The organism is Cellulophaga sp. Hel_I_12 (genome assembly GCF_000799565.1).
In the GTDB taxonomy this organism is placed as follows: domain Bacteria; phylum Bacteroidota; class Bacteroidia; order Flavobacteriales; family Flavobacteriaceae; genus Cellulophaga.
Genome location: NZ_JUHB01000001.1, coordinates 845,525 through 870,761 on the forward strand (window position 1 = coordinate 845,525; position 25,237 = coordinate 870,761).

24 protein-coding genes are annotated in these 25,237 nt (G+C 34.5%); 10 read left to right on the forward strand and 14 right to left on the reverse strand.

Annotated elements, in window-relative coordinates; genetic code table 11:
* The first annotated feature begins 27 nt into the window (after positions 1–27).
* The 5 genes from GQ45_RS03950 to GQ45_RS03970 all read left to right on the forward strand — a co-directional run bounded on the left by GQ45_RS03950 (position 28) and on the right by GQ45_RS03970 (position 5,611).
* A complete protein-coding gene (locus tag GQ45_RS03950; RefSeq protein ID WP_047415302.1) occupies positions 28–882 on the forward strand; it encodes a transglutaminase family protein in 855 nt (284 codons plus the stop codon).
* 60 nt (positions 883–942) lie between these two features.
* Positions 943–2,044 (forward strand): peptide chain release factor 2 gene (gene prfB, locus GQ45_RS03955; RefSeq protein ID WP_231555151.1). Its coding sequence is split into 2 segments (ribosomal slippage): positions 943–1,008 and positions 1,010–2,044, totalling 1,101 coding nucleotides; the frame shifts between segments, so codons are not numbered across the junction.
* A 196-nt stretch (positions 2,045–2,240) separates the two neighbouring features.
* A complete protein-coding gene (arsC, locus tag GQ45_RS03960; RefSeq protein WP_047415306.1) occupies positions 2,241–2,582 on the forward strand; it encodes an arsenate reductase (glutaredoxin) in 342 nt (113 codons plus the stop codon).
* A 101-nt stretch (positions 2,583–2,683) separates the two neighbouring features.
* Positions 2,684–3,133, forward strand: a complete 450-nt coding sequence (locus GQ45_RS03965; protein ID WP_047415308.1) for a hypothetical protein — start codon at positions 2,684–2,686, stop codon at positions 3,131–3,133.
* A 12-nt stretch (positions 3,134–3,145) separates the two neighbouring features.
* Positions 3,146–5,611 carry an outer membrane beta-barrel family protein gene (locus tag GQ45_RS03970; RefSeq protein WP_047415310.1) on the forward strand — a complete coding sequence of 822 codons (2,466 nt, stop codon included), beginning with the start codon at positions 3,146–3,148 and terminating at the stop codon, positions 5,609–5,611.
* A 188-nt stretch (positions 5,612–5,799) separates the two neighbouring features.
* Here the strand turns inward: GQ45_RS03970 and GQ45_RS18350 are convergent, their stop codons facing one another.
* From GQ45_RS18350 to GQ45_RS03985, 4 genes are all read right to left on the reverse strand, one after another.
* Positions 5,800–5,931 carry a type IX secretion system membrane protein PorP/SprF gene (locus GQ45_RS18350; protein ID WP_081980959.1) on the reverse strand — a complete coding sequence of 44 codons (132 nt, stop codon included), beginning with the start codon at positions 5,929–5,931 and terminating at the stop codon, positions 5,800–5,802.
* 8 nt (positions 5,932–5,939) lie between these two features.
* On the reverse strand, positions 5,940–6,161 hold the full coding sequence (locus tag GQ45_RS17745; protein WP_081980865.1) for a type IX secretion system membrane protein PorP/SprF: 222 nt from the start codon (positions 6,159–6,161) through the stop codon (positions 5,940–5,942).
* A 153-nt stretch (positions 6,162–6,314) separates the two neighbouring features.
* Positions 6,315–6,785 (reverse strand): thioredoxin family protein, encoded by a 471-nt coding sequence (locus GQ45_RS03980; protein WP_047420007.1) that lies wholly within the window; start codon positions 6,783–6,785, stop codon positions 6,315–6,317.
* A 23-nt stretch (positions 6,786–6,808) separates the two neighbouring features.
* On the reverse strand, positions 6,809–9,172 hold the full coding sequence (locus GQ45_RS03985) for a TonB-dependent receptor (RefSeq protein WP_052188113.1): 2,364 nt from the start codon (positions 9,170–9,172) through the stop codon (positions 6,809–6,811).
* Positions 9,173–9,270: 98 nt separating this feature from the next.
* On the opposite strand from GQ45_RS03985, the gene GQ45_RS03990 reads away from it, so the two are divergent.
* The 5 genes from GQ45_RS03990 (at position 9,271) to GQ45_RS04010 (ending at position 14,177) form a co-directional block, all read left to right on the forward strand.
* Complete coding sequence (locus tag GQ45_RS03990; protein ID WP_047415312.1) at positions 9,271–9,924, forward strand: metal-dependent transcriptional regulator; 654 nt, start codon at positions 9,271–9,273, stop codon at positions 9,922–9,924.
* 62 nt (positions 9,925–9,986) lie between these two features.
* On the forward strand, positions 9,987–10,898 hold the full coding sequence (locus tag GQ45_RS03995) for a metal ABC transporter solute-binding protein, Zn/Mn family (RefSeq protein ID WP_047415313.1): 912 nt from the start codon (positions 9,987–9,989) through the stop codon (positions 10,896–10,898).
* Positions 10,899–10,993: 95 nt separating this feature from the next.
* Positions 10,994–11,740: a metal ABC transporter ATP-binding protein gene (locus tag GQ45_RS04000; RefSeq protein WP_047415315.1), complete on the forward strand. Its 747-nt coding sequence runs from the start codon at positions 10,994–10,996 to the stop codon at positions 11,738–11,740.
* Between the two features lie 168 nt (positions 11,741–11,908).
* Positions 11,909–13,024, forward strand: a complete 1,116-nt coding sequence (locus GQ45_RS04005; RefSeq protein ID WP_047415317.1) for a metal ABC transporter permease — start codon at positions 11,909–11,911, stop codon at positions 13,022–13,024.
* Positions 13,017–14,177, forward strand: a complete 1,161-nt coding sequence (locus tag GQ45_RS04010; protein WP_047415319.1) for a metal ABC transporter permease — start codon at positions 13,017–13,019, stop codon at positions 14,175–14,177. The genes GQ45_RS04005 and GQ45_RS04010 overlap by 8 nt, the downstream gene beginning before the upstream one ends.
* A gap of 82 nt (positions 14,178–14,259) precedes the next feature.
* Here GQ45_RS04010 and GQ45_RS04015 read toward each other — a convergent pair whose 3' ends face one another.
* The 10 genes from GQ45_RS04015 to GQ45_RS17485 all read right to left on the reverse strand — a co-directional run bounded on the left by GQ45_RS04015 (position 14,260) and on the right by GQ45_RS17485 (position 25,229).
* Positions 14,260–14,976 (reverse strand): response regulator transcription factor, encoded by a 717-nt coding sequence (locus GQ45_RS04015; RefSeq protein ID WP_047415321.1) that lies wholly within the window; start codon positions 14,974–14,976, stop codon positions 14,260–14,262.
* A gap of 9 nt (positions 14,977–14,985) precedes the next feature.
* The gene (locus GQ45_RS04020) at positions 14,986–16,581 is read right to left on the reverse strand and encodes a sensor histidine kinase KdpD (protein ID WP_047415322.1); all 1,596 of its coding nucleotides are present in this window, start codon (positions 16,579–16,581) and stop codon (positions 14,986–14,988) included.
* Positions 16,582–16,662: 81 nt separating this feature from the next.
* Complete coding sequence (gene coaE / locus GQ45_RS04025; RefSeq protein WP_047415324.1) at positions 16,663–17,244, reverse strand: dephospho-CoA kinase; 582 nt, start codon at positions 17,242–17,244, stop codon at positions 16,663–16,665.
* A complete protein-coding gene (locus GQ45_RS04030; protein WP_047415326.1) occupies positions 17,244–18,200 on the reverse strand; it encodes a YbbR-like domain-containing protein in 957 nt (318 codons plus the stop codon). The genes coaE and GQ45_RS04030 overlap by 1 nt, the downstream gene beginning before the upstream one ends.
* Before the next feature lie 9 nt (positions 18,201–18,209).
* Positions 18,210–19,214, reverse strand: coding sequence for a glycosyltransferase family 2 protein (locus GQ45_RS04035; protein WP_047415329.1), 1,005 nt, complete (start codon positions 19,212–19,214; stop codon positions 18,210–18,212).
* Between the two features lie 67 nt (positions 19,215–19,281).
* The gene (locus GQ45_RS04040; protein WP_047415331.1) at positions 19,282–20,094 is read right to left on the reverse strand and encodes an enoyl-ACP reductase; all 813 of its coding nucleotides are present in this window, start codon (positions 20,092–20,094) and stop codon (positions 19,282–19,284) included.
* A 96-nt stretch (positions 20,095–20,190) separates the two neighbouring features.
* Complete coding sequence (gene recN / locus GQ45_RS04045; protein WP_047415332.1) at positions 20,191–21,843, reverse strand: DNA repair protein RecN; 1,653 nt, start codon at positions 21,841–21,843, stop codon at positions 20,191–20,193.
* A 742-nt stretch (positions 21,844–22,585) separates the two neighbouring features.
* Positions 22,586–22,921, reverse strand: coding sequence for a hypothetical protein (locus GQ45_RS04050; protein ID WP_047415334.1), 336 nt, complete (start codon positions 22,919–22,921; stop codon positions 22,586–22,588).
* 96 nt (positions 22,922–23,017) lie between these two features.
* Positions 23,018–24,118, reverse strand: a complete 1,101-nt coding sequence (locus GQ45_RS04055; RefSeq protein ID WP_047415336.1) for an acyltransferase family protein — start codon at positions 24,116–24,118, stop codon at positions 23,018–23,020.
* 265 nt (positions 24,119–24,383) lie between these two features.
* Positions 24,384–25,229 carry a PKD domain-containing protein gene (locus GQ45_RS17485; protein ID WP_052188114.1) on the reverse strand — a complete coding sequence of 282 codons (846 nt, stop codon included), beginning with the start codon at positions 25,227–25,229 and terminating at the stop codon, positions 24,384–24,386.
* Positions 25,230–25,237: the final 8 nt, after the last annotated feature.

A 25,237-nucleotide genomic window follows, 5' to 3' on the forward strand; every position in this document is an offset into this window, starting at 1 on the left:
CCTTTGTACTTAGTTATACTTAACACGATGCCATTAGAATACAACATAACTTACAGTACAACAAATAATTACGAAAATATAGTAGAGGGTGCATACTGGCAATTCTTAATTATTCCCGAAACGAACGAAACCCAAGAATTGGTCACTATAAATTTTGAAAATTCTCTTAAAGCCACCAATCAATTCTCTATTAACGGTTATGGGTTTCAAAGCATTCGAGTACATCCCAGAACCTCGTTTAAAAGTATCACTTTTGAAGCTTCTATTTTTTTAGTAAAAAAAGAAGTGAATCCCTTTGACTTTGATCTTCCTTTTGCAATTGATGAAGATTACCTTAGCATCAATAGCCTACATTTTAAAGTAGATTTTGAACCCTTTTTAAGAAAAACACATTTTACAAGTATTCCAGAAAACTACAAAACTATTTTTCAATTCGATGTTACTAAATCTATCTTTGAGAATTTGCAAAACTTAAATCTTTGGACTTATAATCATATTTATTTTAAGGCCGACGTCACTGATGTCAACACAACATTAGATCAAATTATTATGCACCGGCAGGGCGTTTGTCAAGATTTTACGCATCTTTTTTGTGCTTTAGCAAGGCAAAATAATATTCCAGCACGCTATGTGTCTGGTTACCTTCATCAAGGAAACGGCTATTTTGGAGACTCACAAATGCATGCTTGGGCAGAAGCCTACCTCCCAAATATTGGTTGGGTAGGTTTTGATCCCACCAATAATTTGTTAGTAAATAGCAATCATATTAAAGTTTGCCACGGAAAAGATTATAACGACTGTTCTCCTTTAAAAGGCGGTGTCTATACTACTGGCAAAAATGAGACAGTGTATAGCGTACAAGTAATTAGTCAACAGCAGTAAAAAAATTAATCTTTTCTATAGTTTAAAAAAGTACCTTATTTTTGCCTAAATTTTTTATAAATGACAATTACGACAGACTTATATAAAGGTCTTTTAGATCGCCTTGGTGCGTTAAGGAGGTATCTTTGACGTTGATGCCAAATTAATAGAAATTGAAAACGAGCAAGAAAAAACACTAGCTCCAGACTTTTGGGATCATCCACAAGAGGCTCAAGCGCACATGAAGTTCATTCAGTCTAAAAAACAATGGGTGGATGATTATCATAAGGCAGAAAATCTTGTTACCGATTTAGAAGTACTCATAGAATTTCAAAAGGAAGAAGCTATTTCTGAAAAAGAAGTAGAAGCTCACTATGAAAAAACCTTAGAGACTCTTGAGAATTTAGAATTTAAAAACATGCTTTCTGAAGAAGGCGATGAACTACCTGCCATACTACAAATTACCGCAGGTGCAGGTGGCACTGAAAGTTGTGATTGGGCCGCAATGCTCATGAGAATGTACATGATGTGGAGTGAAAAAAATGGCTATAAAGTTAAAGAGCTTAATTATCAAGAAGGCGATGTTGCAGGAATCAAAACGGTAACCTTAGAAATTGAGGGAGAATTTTCTTTTGGCTGGTTAAAAGGCGAAAATGGGGTTCATCGCTTGGTTCGGATTTCTCCTTTTGATAGTAATGCCAAGAGGCATACCTCGTTCGCATCGGTCTATGTGTATCCTCTAGTAGATGATAGTATTGAGATTGATATAAACCCAGCAGATGTGGAAATCACAACCGCTAGATCTAGTGGTGCGGGCGGTCAGAATGTAAATAAGGTTGAAACTAAAGTACAGTTGACTCACAAGCCCTCAGGCATACAAATTTCTTGTTCTGACTCTAGATCTCAACACGATAATAGAGCTACAGCATTAAAAATGCTAAAATCACAATTGTATGAAATTGAGCTTCGAAAGAAATTGGAAGCACGCCAAGAAATTGAATCTTCAAAAATGAAAATTGAATGGGGCTCACAAATTCGGAATTATGTAATGCACCCTTACAAACTTGTTAAAGATGTAAGAACCGCAGAGGAAACGGGTAATGTTGATGCTGTCATGGATGGCAATATTGATCGATTCTTGAAAGCCTTTTTAATGATGATGGGGCAGAAAGAAGAGGATTAAAGCTGTAATCCACTAAGGCGTACCTATTATCATAGCTAAATTTGAAACTATGTTGGTTAGAAAATGTACCCTATTATAAATGGTTCGATTCAGAATTTACATGTATCAAAACATAAATCGAATATAAGATCTCACTAAGCATGTACTAAACTATTTCAATTTTTAAAAATCTATTCATCAAATAATCAAAAAGAAAATGATAAAAATATACCACAACCCAAGATGCGGCAAATCCCGTGAAGGTTTAGCGATTCTTGAAGCATCTGGAAAAGAATTTGAAGTGATCAAGTATTTAGATCAACCACTTTCAAAAAAAGAACTTCAGGAAATTTTAAAACTTCTAAAAATTCCTGCCTTATCCCTAATTCGCAAAAATGAAGCCATTTGGAAACAGCATTATAAAGGGCAAACACTAACAGAAGACGAGCTTATACAGGCTTTTATAACCCACCCAAAGTTAATAGAACGGCCTATTGTGATAAACAACAATAAGGCAATTATAGGTCGACCACCTGAAGCCATTAAAAATATTATTTAATTCTCAAGTGTAGTCAGTTTAGCTGATCAAAATTATTTTAACAAACTTTTAACCAAGTACAATTAAACCTTAGGACGCGTTTAAAATCAAATAACATTATTATGAAAACATATAAAAAAATTTTATTGCTATCATTAATTTTAGTTTCTTTTTTTGCAGAAGCACAAGGCCAGTTTGGTAGAGGCGGAATGGGAAGACAAAGAAATACCATGCCGCAAACCAATACGCAAGAAGCTCCAAAACCATTGACAGCAGATGAGATGGTAGATCAACAAATGCCAACAATTTCAGAAGCCTTAGGTTTAAATCCGTTTGAAGAAGCTGTTTTAAGAACTACGCTTACCAAGTATGTTCAGAAAAGTATTGAACTACAAATATTAAAGCTCCCTGCTGAAAAAACTCAGGAGGCTATGCAAAAAATTATACAAGAGCAAGACGAGGAGCTGAAAGCGAACTTAACTGAAGAACAATACGAAGCCTTTACAGAGCTTCAAAAAAATCGTTTTAAACCAAAGAAAAAAAAGAAGAAAAAAAACAAAACCAAAGATTAATTACAACTACGTATGAGAAAACTATTTCCTGTTATTTTATTTTTAATAACCTCCATCACTTTCGCACAACAAAATAATACCATTAAAATATCAGGAACTATTCTAGACCAAGAAACTGGTCAACCGCTAGAATATGCAACACTTGTTTTACAAAACGCCGACGATCCTTCAAAAATAAACGGAGGAATTACCGATGCCATGGGAAAATATGAAGTTGAATCTTTGCCCGGCACCTACAATATCAGTCTGGAATATATTGGTTTTAAGACCTACAAACTAGCCAACCAAAATCTCACGAAATCGACAAACCTAGGTATTATTAAATTAGCTCCAGATGTTTCACAGCTAGAAGGTATAGAATTAATTGGAGAAAAAACAACGGTTGAAATTCGTTTAGACAAAAAAGTATATAATATTGGTAAAGATTTAACCAATAGCGGGGCTAATGTAAGCGACGCTTTAAATAATGTACCGTCTGTTACTGTTGATGTTGATGGCGCTATTAGTTTAAGGGGTAACGAGAATGTAAGAATACTTATCAATGGAAAACCTTCTGCTTTAGCCGGGTTTGGCTCCACAGACGCCTTAAGGCAATTACCTGCAGATGCCATCGAAAGCGTAGAGGTTATTACGAGCCCCTCTGCTCGATACGATGCAGAAGGAACCGCTGGTATTTTAAATATCATCCTTAAAAAGGAAAAAACCTTAGGTTTTAATGGACAAGTGAACACTACCATTGGATACCCAACAGCCAGCCAAATAAATAGCAATTTAAATTTAAGAACCGATAAGTTTAATATTTTTAATACACTTGGGTATTCGTACCGAGAATCGCCAGGGAATGGCTATTTTGACAATACCTACACTAGAGGTGATTTTAGTAGAATAATAGAAGATCGAGACATTGAACGCGAAGATCAGGGATTTAACGGCAATTTAGGTCTAGAATACTTTATTACTGAGAAATCATCTATAACGGCCAGTGTTTTTGGGCGCTACTCTGATGGGTCTGATGTCACAGGAAATGACAGTAAACGATTTACATACCTAACTATTGCGAATCAAACTTTTAGATCTGAAAATCAAGGAGGAGAAGATAAAAGTTTTCAGTTATCCTTAAATTATACGAATAACTTAAATGACGAAGGGCAAAAACTGACCAGCGATTTTCAATACTCAACTAGTAGTGGAAATACCCTCACGACCATCAATGAAAGTAATGTGGTTCCCAACAACGACTTATTAGCTAGGGAGAATATTTTTGAAGACGACAAACAAAAGGAGTATTTGTTTCAACTAGACTACGTTCTTCCTATGGGAGAGGCACAATTTGAAGCAGGCTATAGAGGCGACTTTGAGCAAAGCATTAATGATTATCAATTAGATACTTTAAATCAAGTTTCAGGTAATTTTGAAACCAATTTAGATTTGACAAATAAATTTACCTATGACGAAAATGTAAATGCATTTTACTCACAATACGGTAATAAATTTGGTAAGTTTTCATTTTTATTAGGCTTGCGTTTAGAAAATACTCAGCTAAAGGGTAAAGTAGAATCTGACAATGACTTGGCAGCTCTTCAAGAACTTTTAGGCGATGAAATTGACCTAAATTTTAATAAAAATTATTTAGGCTTGTTTCCAACGATGAATATGACCTTAGAATTGAACGAAATGGAAAGTTTAACCTTAGGATACAACAGACGTATCAACAGACCAAGAGGACGTTTTATTAATCCTTTCCCTTCTAGATCAAGTAGGACCAATGTTTTTCAAGGCAATCCAGATTTAGATCCGGCCTATGCAAATGCCTTTGATTTAGGGTATTTAAAAAGATGGGAAAAATTAACCTTAACCTCATCAGTTTACTATCAAAAAGAAACGAACTCTTTTGAGCGAATTCAAGAGGAAACGGGAGAAGTAACATCGGATGGTATCAGAATTATTCGCTCTATTCCTATTAACCTCTCAAACAATCAGCGTATTGGAGCCGAAGCGGGTGTTTTATACAATCCTACAAAATGGCTGCGTTTAAATGGAAGTTTTAACTTTTTTCAATTTGAAACAGAGGGTACTTTTAATGCTATTGATTATGGTGCAAAAAACACCAGTTGGTTTTCGCGTTTTAGTTCAAAGGTTACGCTTCCTTCTAAAATAGATTGGCAAACAAATATATTTTATAGAGGACCTTCTGAAAATGCCCAGACAAGAACTGAAGCCTTAACTTTTGTGAGCCTCGCCTTCAGTAAGGATGTTTTGTCAGATAATGGAACTATTACCTTCAATGTTAACGATGTCTTTAATTCTGCCATAAGAAGATCATTTACCGAAACCGATTTTTTTACTTCGGACAGTGAATTCCAATGGAGAGTACGTCAAATTACTTTAGGATTTGTATATCGATTCAACCAACCAAAGGGTAAAAAACCAAGAAATCAGCCTAGTAATAATATGGATGAAGGAGATGGTGAGTTTTAATACGCTCTGAAAATTAGGATTAAAAAAATCGCCTAAATATATATTTAGGCGATTTTTTTTATTTTTAATCCTATAGAAATAAGCGAAGTGTCCCAAGCTATTGATTAAAAGTAGGATTCAAATTTTAAATAAAAAGAGACTAGCTTTATTTACTAATCTCTTTTTAAATAATCACGATAAAATAGTCCCTAAAGCTCTATGTTGAGCATAATTTCATGGGTACCGTTTTCTTTGTATCGAATTGAATTTTGCAAGGTAGACTCGTACGCATAACCAATCTTTACATTCTTTGAAATATTAAAAATAGCTAGACCACTAATGCTTTCATCTACTCTCTGTAGGCCGCTCCAAAATCAAAACTCTTGTTCAACTCTATTAGTCCTGTTAAATCAACAGATAATGGAGAAGCATCCACATAGCGTAATAAAACGCTGGGTTTTAAAATGGTGTATTCACTTAATGGAATATGGTACCCCCCTGCCAAATAGATATGTTGTCGATCTGAGCCTGTTCGTGCAATACCATCATCTTGCGCTAAGCGATTAAAGATTCAGTACTCTTTTTTTACTTTTATTGCAAGTTTATTAACTATCAAATGAAAAATAAGCAAACCTGTATTTTTTGATACAAGACATTTATTATTTTATTTTTAAGATTAATTTTTCTTTAAGAGGCTCAAGAAGAAACCATGGATAGTAAACTATTAGTTTTCCAGAAGGTTCAACATTTTTTTAGGCGAAATATATTCAAAGTACCTCTTTGTAATCTGAAAGTTTTTATCAAAAAGAAGAATGGCAGGAAGCGAAAATGGAATTCCTTCTCTTGAAGCTAACAAAAGCGGAATTTCGTGCACTGGGTTTCTTTTTTTACCGTACGCTGTATTTCTATAGGCTTGCCCATCAAAAATAATAGTATCTCTTGATTCGGCATTCATTTTTACGGCGTAATACTCGGTAGTTAAGATTTTAATGACCTCGACATTCTTATACGCTGCTTCATCCATTTTTTTGCAATACACACACCAATCGGCGTAAAAGTCGACGAATACTTTTTTAGGTTTAAGGGCTAAGGAATCCTCCAATTGCTCAAAAGTCAACCATTTTATTTCGGTCGGTTGCGCAAAAAGTGTTGGACTTAAAAAAAAGACGATAAAAATGGTTAAAAAAACCTTCATTTTCTGCATTTAATGGCTGTTGACTATTGATGCAACTTTCCAAACTTAATACCAAAGAAAAATGTTCTTGGGGCTAAGGGACCATAGACATAATCAGAATCTCTAGTCGCACCTGCATCAAAATCATCTTGGTAGTTATTAAAAATATTTTTAACCCCTGCGGAAAAGGTCATCATAAAGTTTTCATTAAAATCGATGTGCGATTCTAACTTCAAATTCAAATCAAAAAAAGGTTGTACTTCATTTAACTGTAAAAAACCAGTCTCACTTATGACTCTAGGCACTAGCATTTGGCCAGTATAGGTTCCTGTAATATCCACATTAAAAAGTTCACTAGGAATCCATGCTGTATTTATATAGCCGTAAAGCTTAGGTGTTCTCACAAATTCATCCACAACAATAGCTGATTCACCAAAAGTACCGTCACTCTCAAATAAAATTTGGGACTCATTATACTTCGCTTTTTGTAATGTACCTCCCAATTGAAACTGCCACTTAGGATTGGGCGATACCCCAAATTCAAAATTAGCACCGTATACCATTGCTCCTTCCCCATTACGAACTTCTTCTAAAATAGAACCATTTTCTAAAACCGCTCCAGTACTGACTAAGGTAAATGGATTTTGTAAGCTGGTAAAAAATCCTTCTACTAAAAAATCGAGCTGTAGAAGTCCAACAGATTTAGCGTAATTTAAAGATCCTGTATAGGCATTAGAATATTCGGTATTTAAATCATTAGACAAAATTACGAATTGCGGTTCTCCTCCAACACTCGAAATATGCAAATCTTCATTAAATGCTTGGGGGGCCCTAAACCCCCTGGCGAAGCCACCTCTAAACTTTAAATCTTCTAAAAATTTATAGGATATGGTTAATCGCGGAGAAAAAGCTGTTTGCTGAATATCAACCCCTCTTTCAATGCCAACTATGGTATACGCTCCTAAAACCGAAACATGATCTAGCCTGCCGCCAACTAAAGCCGTAAACTTTTCTGTTGGTCTCCATTCGTATTGAGCAAAAGTACCTAAGGAATTTACCTTTTGATCAATTAACCTATTATATCCTTCAATTTTATCTTCGGTATTGGCATGGTTAAATTCTGACCCTACGGTAAGTACATCTTCATTTTTAAAGGATTTGGTGTATTGAAGTCCATTTACCCAAGCTAAATCTTTAGTATTTCCGAAAGCATTATTTGCGCTAATGCTATCTTGTCTCGTTCTGCCACCACCTAAACCGCCATAATAACTATCGCGATTGGTGTGTGATGCCGAAGTGTAGAACTGAAAATTCCCAGCGTTATCTTTAGTTCTAATGTCATAGTCTGCACCGGCTATAAAAGTATCGTGATCTAACTCTTCTGTGATATCTGTAAATTGTGGGGCTAAGTCGAGTTGATTCCCACCACGACGGTATTCTTTTATAGCATTTAAGTTGATAGACAATCGGCTGCGGTCATTTGGTTTTACAAACATCTTGGCGCCTATGGTATTGTTGCGAAGTTCAACCAACTCTGTAAAGCCATCTCCGTTGGCATCAAAAGCATCCCGATTGCGATAGGTACCAAATACGGAAATACCGCTCGAAAGATCATCAGCAACTAACGAAGTATTAAAATTTAGATTACGATCCGCAGTGCGACCATCAATTAAAGCCAAATTAGTTGCAATTTCCCAAGTATTTAATACCGGATCTTTAGTAATAATATTTACGGTACCGGCTATGGCGTTGGAGCCAAATAATGCTGAACCACCGCTGCGCACTATTTCCACACGCTCAATAATATTCATAGGTATTTGTTCTAAACCATACACCCCAAGTAGTGAGGTAAATACAGGCCGGCTATTGAGTAGTACTTGCGTATATCCACCATCCAAACCATTTAACCTAACTTGGGTAAATCCACAGTTTTGACAGTTAGTTTCTACCCGAACACCAGGGGCATAATTTAGTCCGTCTGCAAGACTTAATGATTGCGTTGCGTTTAGTAACCTTGGTTTTAGCGTCGATACCACTACAGGTGTATTTTTACGCTCTACCCTATTCCGCGTGGCGCTAATGACTACTTCATCTAAACCCAATGCGTCTTCTATGAGTTCAAAATTTAAGGTAAGAGGTTCACCTTTAACTATTGTTATTTCTTTTGTGATACTTCTAAAACCCTGGGAACTTGCCTGTATGTTGTATTTCCCTGGCGAAAGTTCTAAGTGATAATTTCCCTTAGCATCGCTAGACGTTCCTTGTAAGCCATTCTTTACGACGATAAAAGCAAAAGGTACGGCTTCCTTAGAAGATGTAATGCTGCCTTTTAAAACAGTTATTTGCTCTTGCGAATAGCTAGAGAGTATGGAACAAAAGAAAAAAAACAAGAGGATGTTTTTTGCCATTTTTATGGTAAATTTTTTAAGTATTAAAAATAATAATTAGGCAAACCTAATAATTTATTATTGAAAATAAAAATGTATCTTTATACTTTATTAAAATTATGTTTACACAATCCGAAGAAAATTATTTAAAGGCTATATTTCATTTGCAGCAAGAAACAGAAGGCGGAATATCAACCAGCAGCCTCTCTGAGAAGTTAGCCACCAAAGCGGCTTCTGTTACCGAAATGATTAAACGATTAGCGGATAAAAATTTGGTTGATTATCAAAAATACTATGGTGTTCAATTAACGGATACTGGAAGAAACCACGCCTTGCTTATTGTTCGAAAGCATCGCTTATGGGAATATTTTCTGGTAAAACGTTTAAATTTTAACTGGGATGAGGTTCATGATGTGGCGGAGCAGTTAGAGCATATTAAATCCTCAAAATTAGTGGAAGAACTCGATTTATTTTTAGGTAGACCCGAGTATGATCCTCACGGAGATCCGATACCTGATGCCCATGGAAATCTGCCTAAAATTCCTAAAAAACGACTTTCTGAGCTGCAACAAGGAGACCATGCCATATGTAAAGGCTTTAATGATGACTCTTCTTCATTTCTTAAATTTTTAGCCAAACAAGAAATTGGATTAGATACTAAAATTGAAGTAGTTCATATTGAGACATTCGATGAAAGCATGACTGTTCTTGCCAACAAAAAAAGCATTCTATTATCTAAAACTGCCACGGACAATATATATGTTAGGCTCTAGATTTATTATTCTAGGGTTTAATTTACGAGTAAATTTTACAATGATCCTTCTTTAAAAAAAACATGAAACAAAAAATACTAGTTTTTATTTGCCTTATTTTCGCATTTGCTTGCAAAAATTCACATGAACCTCTCGATAATAAACTTAAGGTCGTAACAACGACAACCATGATTACTGATATGGTTTATAATATTGGTGGTGATTCTATTCACATCGAAGGGCTAATGGGTAGTGGCGTTGATCCACATTTATACAAAGCCAGTGAAGGCGACGTTTCAAAATTAACCAGCGCTGATGTTGTTTTTTATAGTGGATTGCACTTAGAAGGTAAACTAGTGGATGTTTTTGAAAAAATGAACCGGTCAAAATCGACCATTGCCTTGGCCGACGTCTTAGATAAAAACAAACTCATCAGTTCCGAATATTTTGCATCAAATTACGACCCACATATTTGGTTTAATTTGAGGTATTGGAAACAAATTGCCAACTATTTAACCGAAGAATTAGGGACCTTAGATCCTAAAAATGCTGACTTTTTTGAAAAAAATAAGATCGAATATTTAAAAAGACTAGAAGTACTAGAAACCAACATAAAAAACACGATTGCTTCCTTACCTGAAGAAAAAAGAATATTAATTACCGCGCATGATGCGTTTAATTATTTTGGCGAAGAATACGGTTTTGAAGTTGTTGGCTTACAAGGACTAAGTACAGCTACAGAAGCTGGAGTACAAGATGTTCAAAATCTCGCAAAATTAATTATTGACAAAAAAGTAAAAGCCATTTTTGTGGAAAGTAGTGTTCCCAGGCGTACCATCGAAGCCTTACAACAGGCTGTTTTGGCACAAGGTTTTCAAGTAGAAATTGGTGGAACATTATATTCCGACGCTTTAGGAAACGCGGGTACTAAAGAAGGCACCTATATGGGTATGTTCGAATATAACGTGAATACCATCGTGAATGCCCTAAAATAAAAGTGTTTTAAGTTTCTGGCTTAATGGTTTAAAGTTTAACAACGAAGAAACCTAAAGCTTGAAACTCGAGACTTGAAACAAAAAATCGACAATTAATGATAAAAGACAACAAACTTCCCGCAGTGCAGATTGATGATCTTACGGTTGCTTATAACTACAAACCTGTTTTATGGGATATTGATTTGGTCATTCCCGAAGGCGTTTTAATGGCCATTGTGGGCCCAAATGGCGCTGGAAAATCAACTTTAATTAAGTCTATTTTAGGAATTATAAAACCCTTGGCGGGTACTGTTCAAATATTCGGGAAACCTTACAAAAAACAGGTGGATAAAGTGGCTTATGTACCGCAAAAAGGAAGTGTGGATTGGGATTTTCCCACCACGGCCTTAGATGTGGTCATGATGGGTACGTACGGCAGTTTGGGTTGGATTAAAAGACCAGGACAAAAAGAAAAAAAATTATCCCTAGAAGCTTTAGAAAAAGTAGGTATGTTATCTTTTAAAAATAGACAGATTAGCCAACTGAGTGGTGGGCAGCAGCAGCGTATTTTTTTGGCACGAGCTTTAGTGCAGAATGCCTCTATTTATTTAATGGATGAACCTTTCCAAGGTGTAGACGCTACCACTGAAAAAGCCATCATCAACATTCTAAAAGAATTACGAAAAGAAGGAAAAACACTAATTGTCGTGCACCACGATTTACAAACTGTACCGGAATATTTTGATTGGGTGACTTTTTTGAACGTGAAAGGCATTGCCTCGGGGCCAGTAAAAGATATTTTCAATGATGATAATCTTACGAAAACATACGGAATTAATTATAAAGTGGCTGTTAATCAGTAAATTGAGTTTAAAAAATGTTTCGGGGTTTAAGTTTCAGGTTAAAAAGTATTAGGTTTTAAACCTAAAAACAAAGATTATGGAAATTTAAAAAAATGTCAATTAAATGTACAACTGGACAAACTTGAAACTAGAAACTAGAAACTAGAAACCTTAAACTAGAAACAACCAATGGAACTAACTGATTTCTTTACGGACTACACCCTACGAACCATTACTTTAGGTACAGCTGTCTTAGGGGCTATTTGTGGCATGTTAGGTAGTTTTGCTGTATTGCGTAAACAAAGTTTATTAGGTGACGCCATTTCACATGCAGCGCTCCCAGGAATTGCATTGGCTTTTATAATTACGGGCATTAAAGAGGTTAATGTTTTATTATTAGGCGCTTTAATTAGTGGCCTCCTAGGTACGTTCTGGATCAAGGGCATCGTAAAACGAACCCGATTAAAAAGTGACACGGCATTAGGTTTAATTCTCTCTTTGTTTTTTGGTTTTGGGATGTTGCTACTCACCTTCATTCAAAAAATGCCGAATGCAAATCAAGCAGGTCTTGACAAATACCTGTTCGGTCAAGCGGCAACACTCATGGAAAAAGATGTTTGGATGATGGCCTTAATTACAGGCATTAGCTTACTCGTGTTGCTCTTATTTTGGAAAGAATTAAAATTGTTACTCTTTGATGCTGATTATACCAAAACATTGGGTTTTAATGTACGGTTTTTAGATATTTTAATTACCACTTTTATTGTATTAGCCATTGTTTTAGGCCTCCAAACTGTTGGTGTAGTGCTTATGAGCGCTATGCTTTTAGCGCCAGCCGCTGCTGCCCGACAATGGACCAATAGCCTAGGCACTATGATCATATTAGCGTCAATTTTCGGCGCTTTTTCTGGCGTATTTGGCACGGCTATTAGTGCGAGTCAAAACAACCTATCTACGGGTCCAGTAATTGTATTAGTGGCTTCTACTTTTGTCATTATTTCCTTCATTTTTTCTCCCAAACGTGGGTTATTATTCCGAGAGTTGCGCTTTCGTAAAAATCGAAGAGAATTGCATTTAAAAAAAACCTTGACGTTTATGTATCATATCGCTGCAAATCACGAAAATGTTTCACATCCGCACGCCATACGAATTTTGAATAATTTTCAAGGATTTACCAGAAAAACCTTAACAAAACTTGAAGAACAAGAGTTCATTCATATTGAAGGAAACTTATGGGCCATGACCGAAAAAGGATTTAATGAAGCTGCAACCATGTACAACCAATTAGGACAAGAAAATGACTAACACGCAAATAGAAATACAAGCCATTGCGGCTTTAGTGGCTGTGGCGTGTGCCATTCCTGGTGCTTTTTTAGTACTACGAAAAATGGCCATGATTAGTGATGCCATCAGTCATGCAATACTACCTGGTATTGTTTTAGGCTTTTTTATTACCCAAGATCTCAACTCGCCCTTACTTATTTTATTGGCTGCGCTTACTGGTGTTATAACCGTTATTTTAGTCGAATATATTCAGAAAACTGGCTTGGTAAAAGAAGATACGGCTATCGGTCTAGTATTTCCTGCACTCTTTAGTATTGGTGTTATCCTGATTGCTAAAAACGCCAATGATGTGCATTTAGACATTGATGCAGTACTTTTAGGGGAATTGGCCTTTGCTCCTTTTGATCGGTTCATCTTGGGTGAAACAGACATGGGTCCTAAATCGCTTTGGGTTATTGGAACCATACTTTTGAGTACACTACTACTACTCTTCTTATTTTTCAAGGAACTTAAACTAAGTACTTTTGATAAAGGCTTAGCTACCACTTTGGGCTTCTCTCCTGTGTTATTGCATTATGGTCTTATGACGGTTTCTTCTATCACTGTTGTCGGCGCTTTTGATGCGGTAGGCGCTGTGCTTGTGGTGGCTTTAATTATAGCACCAGCGGCCACTGCCTATTTGCTCACGGATGATTTAAAAAAAATGATCCTATTAAGTTGTGGTTTTGGTGTTTTTGCTGCTATTGGAGGTTATTGGATGGCAAATATATTAAATGCTTCTATTGCAGGATCTATGACCACCGTATTGGGCTTTTTATTTCTACTCGTTTATTTATTTGCTCCTAAACAAGGTGTTTTATCAGGCTATTTTCAGGAAAAGCAACAGCGCGTAGAAGTTTCTTTACTTGTTTTTTTATTGCACTTACAAAATCATGCTGAGCCTAGGGAACGCCATGTTAATCATTTACGGGAACATATCAACTGGCAAAAAGTACGTGCAAAAACAGTTTTAGATTTGGCTATAAAAAACAATTTAATACAAGTTTCGGAGGGTATTGTTTCACTCACCGAGAAAGGACAAGAATTTACGGATGAAGCTTTAAACTATATTACGACGAATAAAGCAACCGCTATTGAAGAGCTAAAAAGTCGTTTTTTCTTATTTAGAGGTTAAACTAGAGTTTTCCTTTTAATTTTTTTTAGACACAAAAAAAGGCAGTTAAAAAAACTGCCTTTTGAATACTGTGATAGGTATATTATTCTGCGTTCTCCGTCTTAACCACTAATCTAAAACCTTCTCCGTGAATGTTTAAAATTTCAACGGTATCATCAACTTTTAAATACTTTCTGAGTTTTGCGATATATACATCCATACTTCGAGATGTAAAATAGTTATCGTCTCTCCAAATTTTGGTTAAGGCCAATTCTCTCGGCATTAAATCGTTCTCATGCAAAGCCAATAAGCGTAAAAGCTCATTTTCTTTGGGAGATAGTTTTATGGATTCGTGATCTTTAAACTTTAAAAACCGCAGTTTAGAGTTTAACTGAAACTGACCGATAGTAAATTCGAACTTACGACTATCTGCCAAGGTACTTGATGCCTTTCGTTGCAAAATAGCTTTCAATTTCATTAACAACACTTCTGAATCAAAAGGTTTGTTCAAGTAATCATCGGCACCAGCCTTATATCCTTTTAACACATCTTCTTTCATGGTTTTGGCGGTCAAGAAAACAATAGGAACATGTTCGTTCTTCTCTCGTATTTCTTTTGCTAAGGTAAAACCATCTTTATACGGCATCATGACATCTAAAATACAGATATCATAGGTGTCTTTCTTGAATTTTTCAAAACCTTCCATTCCGTTTTTTGCCAAAACCACATCAAAGTCGTTCATTGACAAGTAGTCTTTAAGTACTATTCCAAAATTTGGATCATCCTCTACCAAAAGGATTTTTTTATTTACTGTTTCCATAATTACTTTTTATATTAAGGGCAGTTTTACGTAAAAAGTACTTCCTTTACCTTTCTCGCTTTCAACATAGACCTCTCCCTGGTGATCTTCAACTATTTTTTTTACGTAAGCCAAGCCTAAACCGTGACCTTTTACGTTATGTATGTTTCCGGTATGCTCTCTGTAAAACTTTTCAAAAACTTTTTTCAAAACCGCTTTACTCATTCCGGAACCTTGATCTTTTATTTTTATAATAATACTCGTATTAGCCAACTCTGTGTATACATCAATTTTTGGTGCTTCTGGCGAATATTTTATAGCGTTATCTAGGATATTGACCACGACGTTTGTAAAATGCATATCACTTGCCAAAACTTCACTGCGTTCTGATTCTAAGTGCAGGTTGATATAACCACCCCTATCGGCTACAATTAATTCTACATGAGCAACAGCATCGTGTATTATGTCGTGAACGTCTACCCTATCCTTACTAATATCTAACTGATTTTTTTCTAATTTTGATATTCTCAAGACATTCTCAACCTGAGCGTGCATTCGTTTATTTTCATCTTTTATCATATTAAGATACCGGTAAACCTTTTCTTTATCATCAATTATTTTCGGATTTCGAATGGCTTCTACCGCTAAATTAATGGTGGCAATGGGCGTTTTAAACTCATGTGTCATGTTATTGATAAAGTCTGATTTGATTTCAGAAATTTGTTTTTGTCGTATCAATTGGTAAATGGCACTGGTGTATGCTAATAGAATTACTAAGGTAAAAAGCAAGGATAAAATTGCCATGGGCAAAATAGTCTTAATCAAAAACTTTTTCTTCGATGGAAAAGTTAGTAACAAGGTAAAGCTACTTTCTCCTTCTGAATCTTTAAAAATGGGATAAGCATACAGTTTCGATTTTGCAAATTTGAATTTTCTTGATTTCACTTTCGTGGGCAAGCCTTTACTATAAATCCCGTATTCGTATTCTGTATCAATATTTCTATTTTTAAGCTCTTGGCCAACGAGAAGCTCTATTTCTTGCTTACTAATTCTTGTGTGTATGGCCTGATTCTTAGCTTTTTCTTTGAACACATCCTCAAAAGCTGCTTTCTCAATTGCACTTAAGCCTCCTATTTTTTCTAATTTTTGAACAGGAGACAAGGATAAAGATTTGCCGTCAAGTCCAAATTCTTCTTTAAAAATAGTTTTATTTCGAATACTCGTAAAATTCTTAATCAATGATGAATCATTAATTAAACCAATATTGGAGTTGTCAAAGATCGTATTTGGTATCGAGTAACTCTCTTCTAAGATACCATGTGAATAATAAGTTATTTCATTAGAATTTAAATCTCTTTCTACAAAAAATAAATTCTTCAATAAATCTGGAGCCTTTACTTGATTTCCAAAACTATCTTTAATTTTAAATAGCTCATTGGTATAATCCGCAAGTTCTCTTTTTTCAATTTTCGCCGTGACCGTGTTTAAAATTTCGGTGACCGTGGTAGAAAATTGCTCTTCCTTATCTTCCACTGATTGTTTTATCCAGTATCCTTGAACAAATATGATCCCTATTAAAGATATACTCATCAAGACTACTAGAAGAATAAATAAACGCTTGTTCATTTTGAGGTAAAATTATAAATTTAACAGTTAGTAGTGGATGCGTTTAACCTAACCTTAACACAAATGTTAAAATTAGTTAGGTTATTTACATAATTTAAGAAGTTGATTGTGAATTTCATGTACTTTTTTAGTTGTTTCCGTTAAATCGATGTTATTTATGATAAAATCTGACTTTTTTGATTTTTCTTCATCGCCCCATTGATTCGCTATTCTTGCTTTTACCTCCTCAACAGTAACTTTATCTCTATTTGTAACCCTATTGATTCTGACTTTTTCTGGAGCGGTAACTAAAATAATCTTATCGAACCTCCCCTCTAAACCATTTTCGAAAAGAATAGCAGTTTCCTGAATCACATAGGGATAGTTTTGTTTGTTCTTCCAAGCTAAAAAATGGTTTTTTACCGCCGGATGCACTATACTATTTAATTCCCCTAATAAACTGGCGTTATTAAAAACTTTAGCTGCAATAAATTGTCTGTTCAATTCACCTTCGAGGTATGCCTTTTCTCCTAAAAGAGAACTAATTTGTTTTCGAATTTTTTTTCTAGTCATTAATTTTTTTGCTTCCTTATCAGAGCTATAAACAGGAACGCCCAAAGCTTCAAAAAGCTCAGCTACCGTACTTTTACCACTACCAATTCCTCCTGTTAGACCAACAACCATTACTTTCTTTTTAAAATAAAACGCACTTCCTTAGTGAGTAGCTTAGGTTCATTTAATACCTGAGGATAGGTTTTTAACGCTAATAACAAAGTTTGTTGTTCTTTATCAGCTCGTGCCTCATAATCTGCAATAACCGTAAAATCTGATGCTTTCAATTGTTTTAAATCGTCAATCTTTGCTTTACATAAAACAGAAACGATATTCGGAATAATATTTATGTCGTAATCCTTAGGCAAGTTCACCACTATTATGGGAACTTCAATGATTTTTTCTGAAAAGCGTGCTACTTTTCCGTAGACTTCCACCTCTTTTGTAAAATACCTAAGGTTGTCTGTTTTTGGTGGAATAACTAAAGCCAATTTTTCTGAAAAATCATCAGCAATATCCGCTATTTCCTTAGCTGTGGTATTGATGCTTTTAATTTTATCAAGCTCTTTTCTAGGCCCTCTAACAAGAATACTATCAGGAGTAATTTTTAGCGTTGTATCTAACATATAGTTTTGATTTAAACTCAGCTCTAATTTTGAAATAACAGGTATCTTTTTCGTAAATAATGGATATAATTCCAAAATGATAGTATCATCGTTGTAGATACTAACCAATTCCATAGATTGCGGTAATTGCTGTTCTATTTGAAATTGGTACACACGCTTAGGAACTATATAATTTCCGCTTTTTAGTTGCGCTTTTGAAACATCAATAGTGATTTTTTTATTTCCAAAATTAAATCTCAAGAATGAAAACCCACTGGCCCTTAATTTTACATCTATTTTATCTTGAGAAGCACCTACAAAAAGTAAACTGTCAGGACTATTGGTATACACAATATCAAAAACAGCACTGCCGGTATAATTACCCGACAACTCGCTAATAAACCAAGCCAAACTAGACACTAAAAGAAAAATCAAGAAGATTTTTATCTTTCTTTTTTTAAGTGCGATTTTAATTCGCTTCATAGGATCATTCTATTTTTTAAAGAATAGCTTAGGAAAAATATCTTCAGGGTTCTTGTTGGTAAAGTTAAGTAAAATGGTTGATTTTAAGAATCCATAACCGTATCCTACAAACTGAATACAAACGGCTGATAAGGCTAACAAGGCAATAGCGAGGCTTTTAGTTTTAAGGAAAGCATCAATAAACAAAAGCAAAAAGTAAACCACATAAAAATACAATAAAAAACTTACTCCAAAAGCTAAGAACAGGAGTCCAAATAAAAATCCTAAACAGAAAAGTGTTGGAAACCAATAGGTAATTTTTTTTGTTTCAGGATGCCAGTGGTTTAAGATGGGTCGTACCATACCAAATTTATTGACCTGAGTGTAAAATTTATTCCAATCTATTCTTCTTTTGTGGTATACAAAAGCCTTTCGAATTAATTTTGTTTTAAAACCTTCTTTCCAAATTCGTATGGTTAAATCTGGGTCTTCACCCGGATGAATACGACCATACCCCCCTGTAGTTTCAAAAGCATGCTTAGAAATCCCCATATTAAAACTTCTAGGTTGAAATTTATCAATAGAAGTTTTTCCACCTCGAATACCACCTGTTGTTAAAAAGGAAGTCATCGCATAATTAATGGCCTTTTGAACTAGGATAAATGATTCGTGCGCCGCATCAGGACCTCCATAACAGTCCACAAAATCTATTTCTAAGGCATTATGAACTTCTGAAAGGTATTGTGGTGGCAAAATACAGTCCGAATCTAGCACTATAAAATAATTACCCTTTGCCCTTTTCATTCCATAATTACGAGAATCTCCAGGACCACTATTGGCCTTTTTAAAGTAGGTGATCGCTAAAGAATCAGTATAGTCTAAGAGTATATTCTCTGAACTTAGGGTAGAACCATCTTCAATAATTACCACTTCGAAAGGCTGCTTATAGGTTTGTAATAACAAACTATCTAAAAGTTCTTTAATTTCGTTAGGCCGGTTGTAAACGGGAATAATAAAGGAAAAAAATAAATTCATTTGCTATAGCTATAAACATAAAAGCCACTCGAAGGTTCGAATGGCTTTTGGTTTGTATGTATACTTTTTAGTTTGTAAAATAATCTATAACCTCTTGACTTACCCCAGTGTTTGAAAAACCACCATCATGAAATAAATTCTGCATGGTTACTTTTTTCGTAAGGTCTGAAAACAAACTTACGGTGTAATCAGCACAATCTTGTGCAGACGCATTACCTAAAGGTGACATTTTTTCAGCATAACTGATAAAACCATCAAAACCTTTAACACCCTGGCCTGCCGTAGTTGGTGTGGGCGATTGAGAAATAGTATTTACGCGTACGTTTTTCTCTTTTCCGAAAAAGTACCCAAAACTACGTGCTACAGACTCTAAATAAGCTTTGTTATCTGCCATGTCATTGTAATCTGGAAAGGTACGTTGCGCCGCCATATAGGTTAAAGCCACAATACTACCCCACTCATTCATAGCATCAGCTTTGTACAAGGTCTGCATTACTTTATGAAATGAAAGTGCAGAAACATCCCAGCCTTTAGCCGTAAAATCATAATTTTCATCGGTATAATGTTTTCCTTTACGAACATTTACCGACATACCTATGGAGTGTAAAACAAAATCTAATTTACCTCCTAAAATTTCAGTGGCTTTTTCGACTAGGTTTTGTAGATCTTCTTGACTTGTAGCATCTGCAGGAATAATTTGAGAGCCTGTTTTTTTCGCAAGTTCATCTATTTGACCCATTCGCATCGCTATTGGTGCATTCGTTAACACAAAAGTGCCTCCCTCTGCGTGAACGCGTTCTGCTGTTTTCCAAGCGATAGAATTTTGATCTAAGGCGCCAAAGATGATCCCTTTTTTTCCTTTTAATAGGTTATATGCCATTTTTTATGTTTTTGTATTCTATTTTAATGCTGTAAAGATATTAAAATTTCAATACTATTTATTCTTCTGTGTATTTCTGATTGTATCTTGTATTTATTAGCCTAATAATTGTTTCGCGTGGGCTACTGCAGAATCTGAGATATTTTTACCTCCTAACATTTCTGCCAATTCTATAATACGCTCATCGCTACTCAGCTTTTTCATTTTGGTATTGGTTATCATCCCTTCCTCCTCTTTAAAAACTTTAAAGTGACTTGCCCCTTTTGCCGCCACCTGCGGTAAATGGGTAATTGAAAAAACTTGCATTGTAGTGCTCATGGCTTGCATAATGTCTCCCATTTTGTTGGAAATTTCTCCAGAAACTCCAGTATCAATTTCATCAAACATCATCGTAGGTAATTGCTCATACCGTGCTAATATGGCTTTAATCGTTAACATTATTCTTGATAATTCGCCACCTGAGGCTACTTTCTTTAAATCGCCATAACTTGAGCCTTTATTGGCCGCAAAAAGAAAAAGCAAGGCGTCTTTACCCTTGTTCGTAAATATTTCAGAAGGATGAATTTCTATTTTAAAGCTAGCGCTTGGCATTCCTAGTTGAGAAAGACTTTCCGTTAACTGTTTTTGTAATACTGGAATTATTTTTATGCGATTTTCTCTTATTTTTAAAGCAATAGCCTCCAAATCCTTTTCTTTAGTGACTAGCTCTTGTGTTGCTTTTTTAATATCTAAAGCTACATTTTCTGTTGCGCTCACTTTTTCTGACAAACTTTCTCGTATGGCAATGAGCTCCGCAATATCCGTGGCTCCATGCTTTTTTTGAAGATTATATAAAAGTTGGAGCTTGCTGTTTATTTCCTCTAAAAGCAAAGGATTAGCTTCTGTTTTTTCTTGTAAAACATCCAACTCCGAAGAAATATCATCCAATTCTAAAAATGCAGATAAAATTCGTTCATTTAAGGTTTCGAATTGGCTTCCAAAAGTGGCCAATTTGTTCGATGCTAGTTTCAATTCGGTCATCGCGGTTAGAACACCCACCTGTTCATCATTTAACAACTGGTGCCCTTTGGAGAGTTGCTCAACAATAGTTTCCACATTACTTAATTGCTCGTATTGTTCCTCTAATTCTTCAATAACCCCTTGCTTTAAAGGTGCCGTTTCTAATTCTTTTAAGAGGTGACTATTGTATTCATATTCTTTTGTGGCATTTTCTTGAAAAGCCAACAGCTTTTTTAAAGATTTTTCGGACTTCTGGTACGATACCAATTGATCGCCATAAACAAGTAACAATGCGCTATTATCTGCTAAAGCATCAATAACTTTTAGTTGAAAATCATTATCGGCTAATTGTAAGGTTTGATGTTGAGAATGTATGTCGATTAAACTGTCCCCTAATTGCGATAAAACATCAAGTGTAACAGGAGAATCATTGATAAAGGCTCTTGATTTACCACTTGGTAATATTTCTCTTCGAATAATAGTTTTAGGCTCGTAATCTAAATCGTTTTCCTCAAAAAAGGTTTTTAAGTCATATTTTTCAACGTCAAAATTTGCTTCAATGATACACTTTGTAGTTGCGTCACGCAAAGCGCCCAAATCAGCCCTATTTCCCAAAACCAAGCCAAGACCGCCCAATAAAATAGATTTTCCTGCGCCAGTTTCACCAGTAATAATAGTAAAACCGTTTGTAAAAGACACCTTGAGGTGGTCTATCAAAGCATAATTCTGTATGGAGAGTGAGTTCAGCAATTCTAAAAAGTATTTTGTAGCGCAAAGATAAATTATATTCGCTTAGTTGAAAATATTTAAAAGGTTTGCCTGAAAAAAATGTTGTTTGTACTACGCTAAATTTTAATTATATGTAATGAATACGTTTCCTAAAATATAAAAGCCTAAAAATCAAATTTGATTTTTAGGCTTTTTTTAGTCGGGGTGGCAGGAAGCCTACCCACCTCTTCAAAATGTTATATATCAATCATTTATAAATTTCAAAAACTAGCTGTTAGCCGATTTGTTGACGTAACTATAAATGAACTTAAAATAAATTACTTTACTAACTGGTCTTATAAAGATAAATATTACTTGGTTTTAAAGCAAAACAAATAACTATCTATTTTATGAAAGCACTTGAATACTTCATGATTTTTAGCTCAGTTCTTCTTAAGTTTCTTGAATGAATATAGAAATCTTATGAAAATTCTATATATAAAAGTATAATTTCTCCATTATTTCTCATATTTAAAATTTAAAACCATTTAAGTTAAGTTTTTCATTAGCTAACTTACAATACAATGTTTGAAAAATATTAGCTACCTATAGTGCGTCTTAGTCTTGGTAATAAATTTAGACTTAAATTTCCAAACCGATGTTTCAAAAGTAATAGTGTCATTAGTGACTACTCGTATAATACATCAATTCCATTTATAATAGCTATTGTCCTAGACAGGATTATAAATTTTAGATATTTACTTCATAAATATTACTATGGAAATTATATAGTTGTTAATTTTAATTTATTTCTATTTAATCTTGAATTAATGTAATGAAGCACAAGCTTTTCAATTTTGTCATGAATATGAATTCCTGTTTTTTTACACCTGCTTTTAATTACAATTCTGTATTCAAAATCCATTTTATAAAAAATTGTTTTTTGAACAGTAAAAAAACCGTTAGGGAAATATACTTTAAAAATTTCCTCATCCAGTTGAAGATTTAATTCAAATTCTCCACTGATCCAATTCAATAAATGCTCAAAACTGGACACCTCCTTAAGCTTTCCGACTTGTTCCCAAGAATAATATTTAAGATGACTGCTATGATTGGGCATTTTTTTATAAAAAATTAGACTGATCCTATTTTTTTAGAATTTGCTTCTTTTGAACACTAATTCTGTGATTTTAATACTTCAGGTAATTACGTAGGATTAAATTTTTATATATGTTTTATTTTTATGCATATACCATAGTATTAGATAAAGGATTGCAAATCCTCCAAGTGTGGTAAAAGCGTCGTAGTATTTTCCCAAAAACTGTTCAAAGCCAAAAAGTAATTGTTTGGCTATTGAAGGAAAGTCAATAATGTGAGAAGCCACATAGGCCGTTATAGCATTAATACCGATAATTTTTAAAGGCAAACTCCATTTAACATAACCTTTAATATCTATAATCCAATAAAATAAGGCTAACAATAGATAACATAATCCGGAGGAGAATAATACGAAAGTACTTGTCCATATTTTTTTTACAATGGGGTGCCAAATATTCAATATTGAGCTGAGACAAATTGCAGTAACTCCAATGAATACTAGATATAATACTATTTTTTCTTTTTTCCAATGTAATCGCAATAATTCCCCAGCAAATAGCCCCGATAATGTAGTTGCGATAAAACCTAGTCCTGTTAAAAGCCATGTATACTGATAACCATCATCGAAACGTCCAAAAACTAAGTGATCAATATATAAAGCAATATTTTTGTCAGGCAGTAATTCGCTCTTTCCAATTCCTGGAATAGCTATAAATTCCAACAAACAACTGTAAACAATAAGGCATACAAAAAATAAAAGATATCTAACTTTTTTACTAAAATTTATATAAAAAAAGCAAGAGAATAGATAACCTACTGCTATGGCTTGCAAGGTATTGCTATAAATTTTAAATTGATTAATGTCAAAAGAAAGAAGATTTCCTTGGACAATCCATCCTAAAATAAAGAGAATTACAAAACGTTTAAGTAGATGCGGATATAAAAGCTTTTTAGAACGAATTTGGGCGTTTCTTTTTTCTAAGGAAAAAGGTATGACAACACCTACTAAAAATAGAAACAAAGGCATTATAATATCATAAAAATGAAAACCAAACCATTCAGGGTGTTCAAATTGTTTAGCAAGTTCTGCTGTAAAAGAATTTTCTGCACCTTTATTTAACGTATAAAAAAATCGATCTGCAAAAATAATCATAAGCATATCAAAACCCCTTAAAGCATCAATAGATTGTATTCTATTTGCGTTTGAAGTACTTTTCATAATTTACTCTATTTGAGATTCCTAGCTCTTAAAAAATACATGATCTTACATTCTAGTATTTTGACCATGGATAAACTACTTGAAAAGAGTGTTTTATCGGATTTTAATTTCTTGCTTGGAAAAGCGACCATTACTTTATGCTAAGATCTTTAACTTGTGAATGCCTATTTAATTTTTTTTGATCACCTTAGCGAATACGCTATCGCGTATGCTTCGCTAAGGAATCAAAAAACAAACTCACTCAACTTTATTTTTTACTTCAATTTTATTGAATTTCTATCACAATTGGGGCACCTGAAGGATCTGGATAAATCTCCGCACCGTAACTAACAAAAACTCCAAAATCAACAGTCTCGCCAACGGTGCCGAAAAAACTTTTCGGTACACTAAATTCTACAGCATTGGTGGATGCATCTATACTTACAACACCCGATCCTCTAAATTCAGGAGAAGGTATAGGGTTCCAAGAAAATCCATTTCCAGGACCTACATGCTCGTAAAATGATCCCCATCCTGGAATAACAGCTGGACCTTCATAAAGAAATTCCGCTCCAATATTCCAATTTTCATTATAACCTGTTGCTGAATTCATGTCTGTATTAAACATCATATCTATCACGGGTAATTCCATAGTAGTTCCACCTTGAAAATAAATGTAAATTTTTGGGCCTTTTGTGTAAAATTTCATCAATTTAATAGAGCGGTTCGTTTCTGGAAACTCAGCTGCCACAGGAACCACATCCCAATCTTCAAAATCTCCATCAATCGTAATGTCAGCATTAATAATAATTGGAGCCTCTATGGTTTTAGCAATATAAGCTTCTTGTCCATCTGCATTAAAAACGGTAAGAGAAACGGTTAATTCGCCTCCTTTAATATTATAGGTGTATACGGGATCTTTATCATAAGAATAGAAGTTAAGATCTCCAAAATCCCAACGATAGGCTTCTGCATTTGTAGAAAGATTTGTAAACGTAAATGTACTACCATCACTTGTGAATGAAAAGTCAGCAACGGGCATATTTTCATTTTCTGTTGTATTATCGTCATTTGAACAGCCTATTCCTAAGGTAAGAAAAAGTAGGTAAAATATTTTTTTTAAATTTTTCATAATGAGTA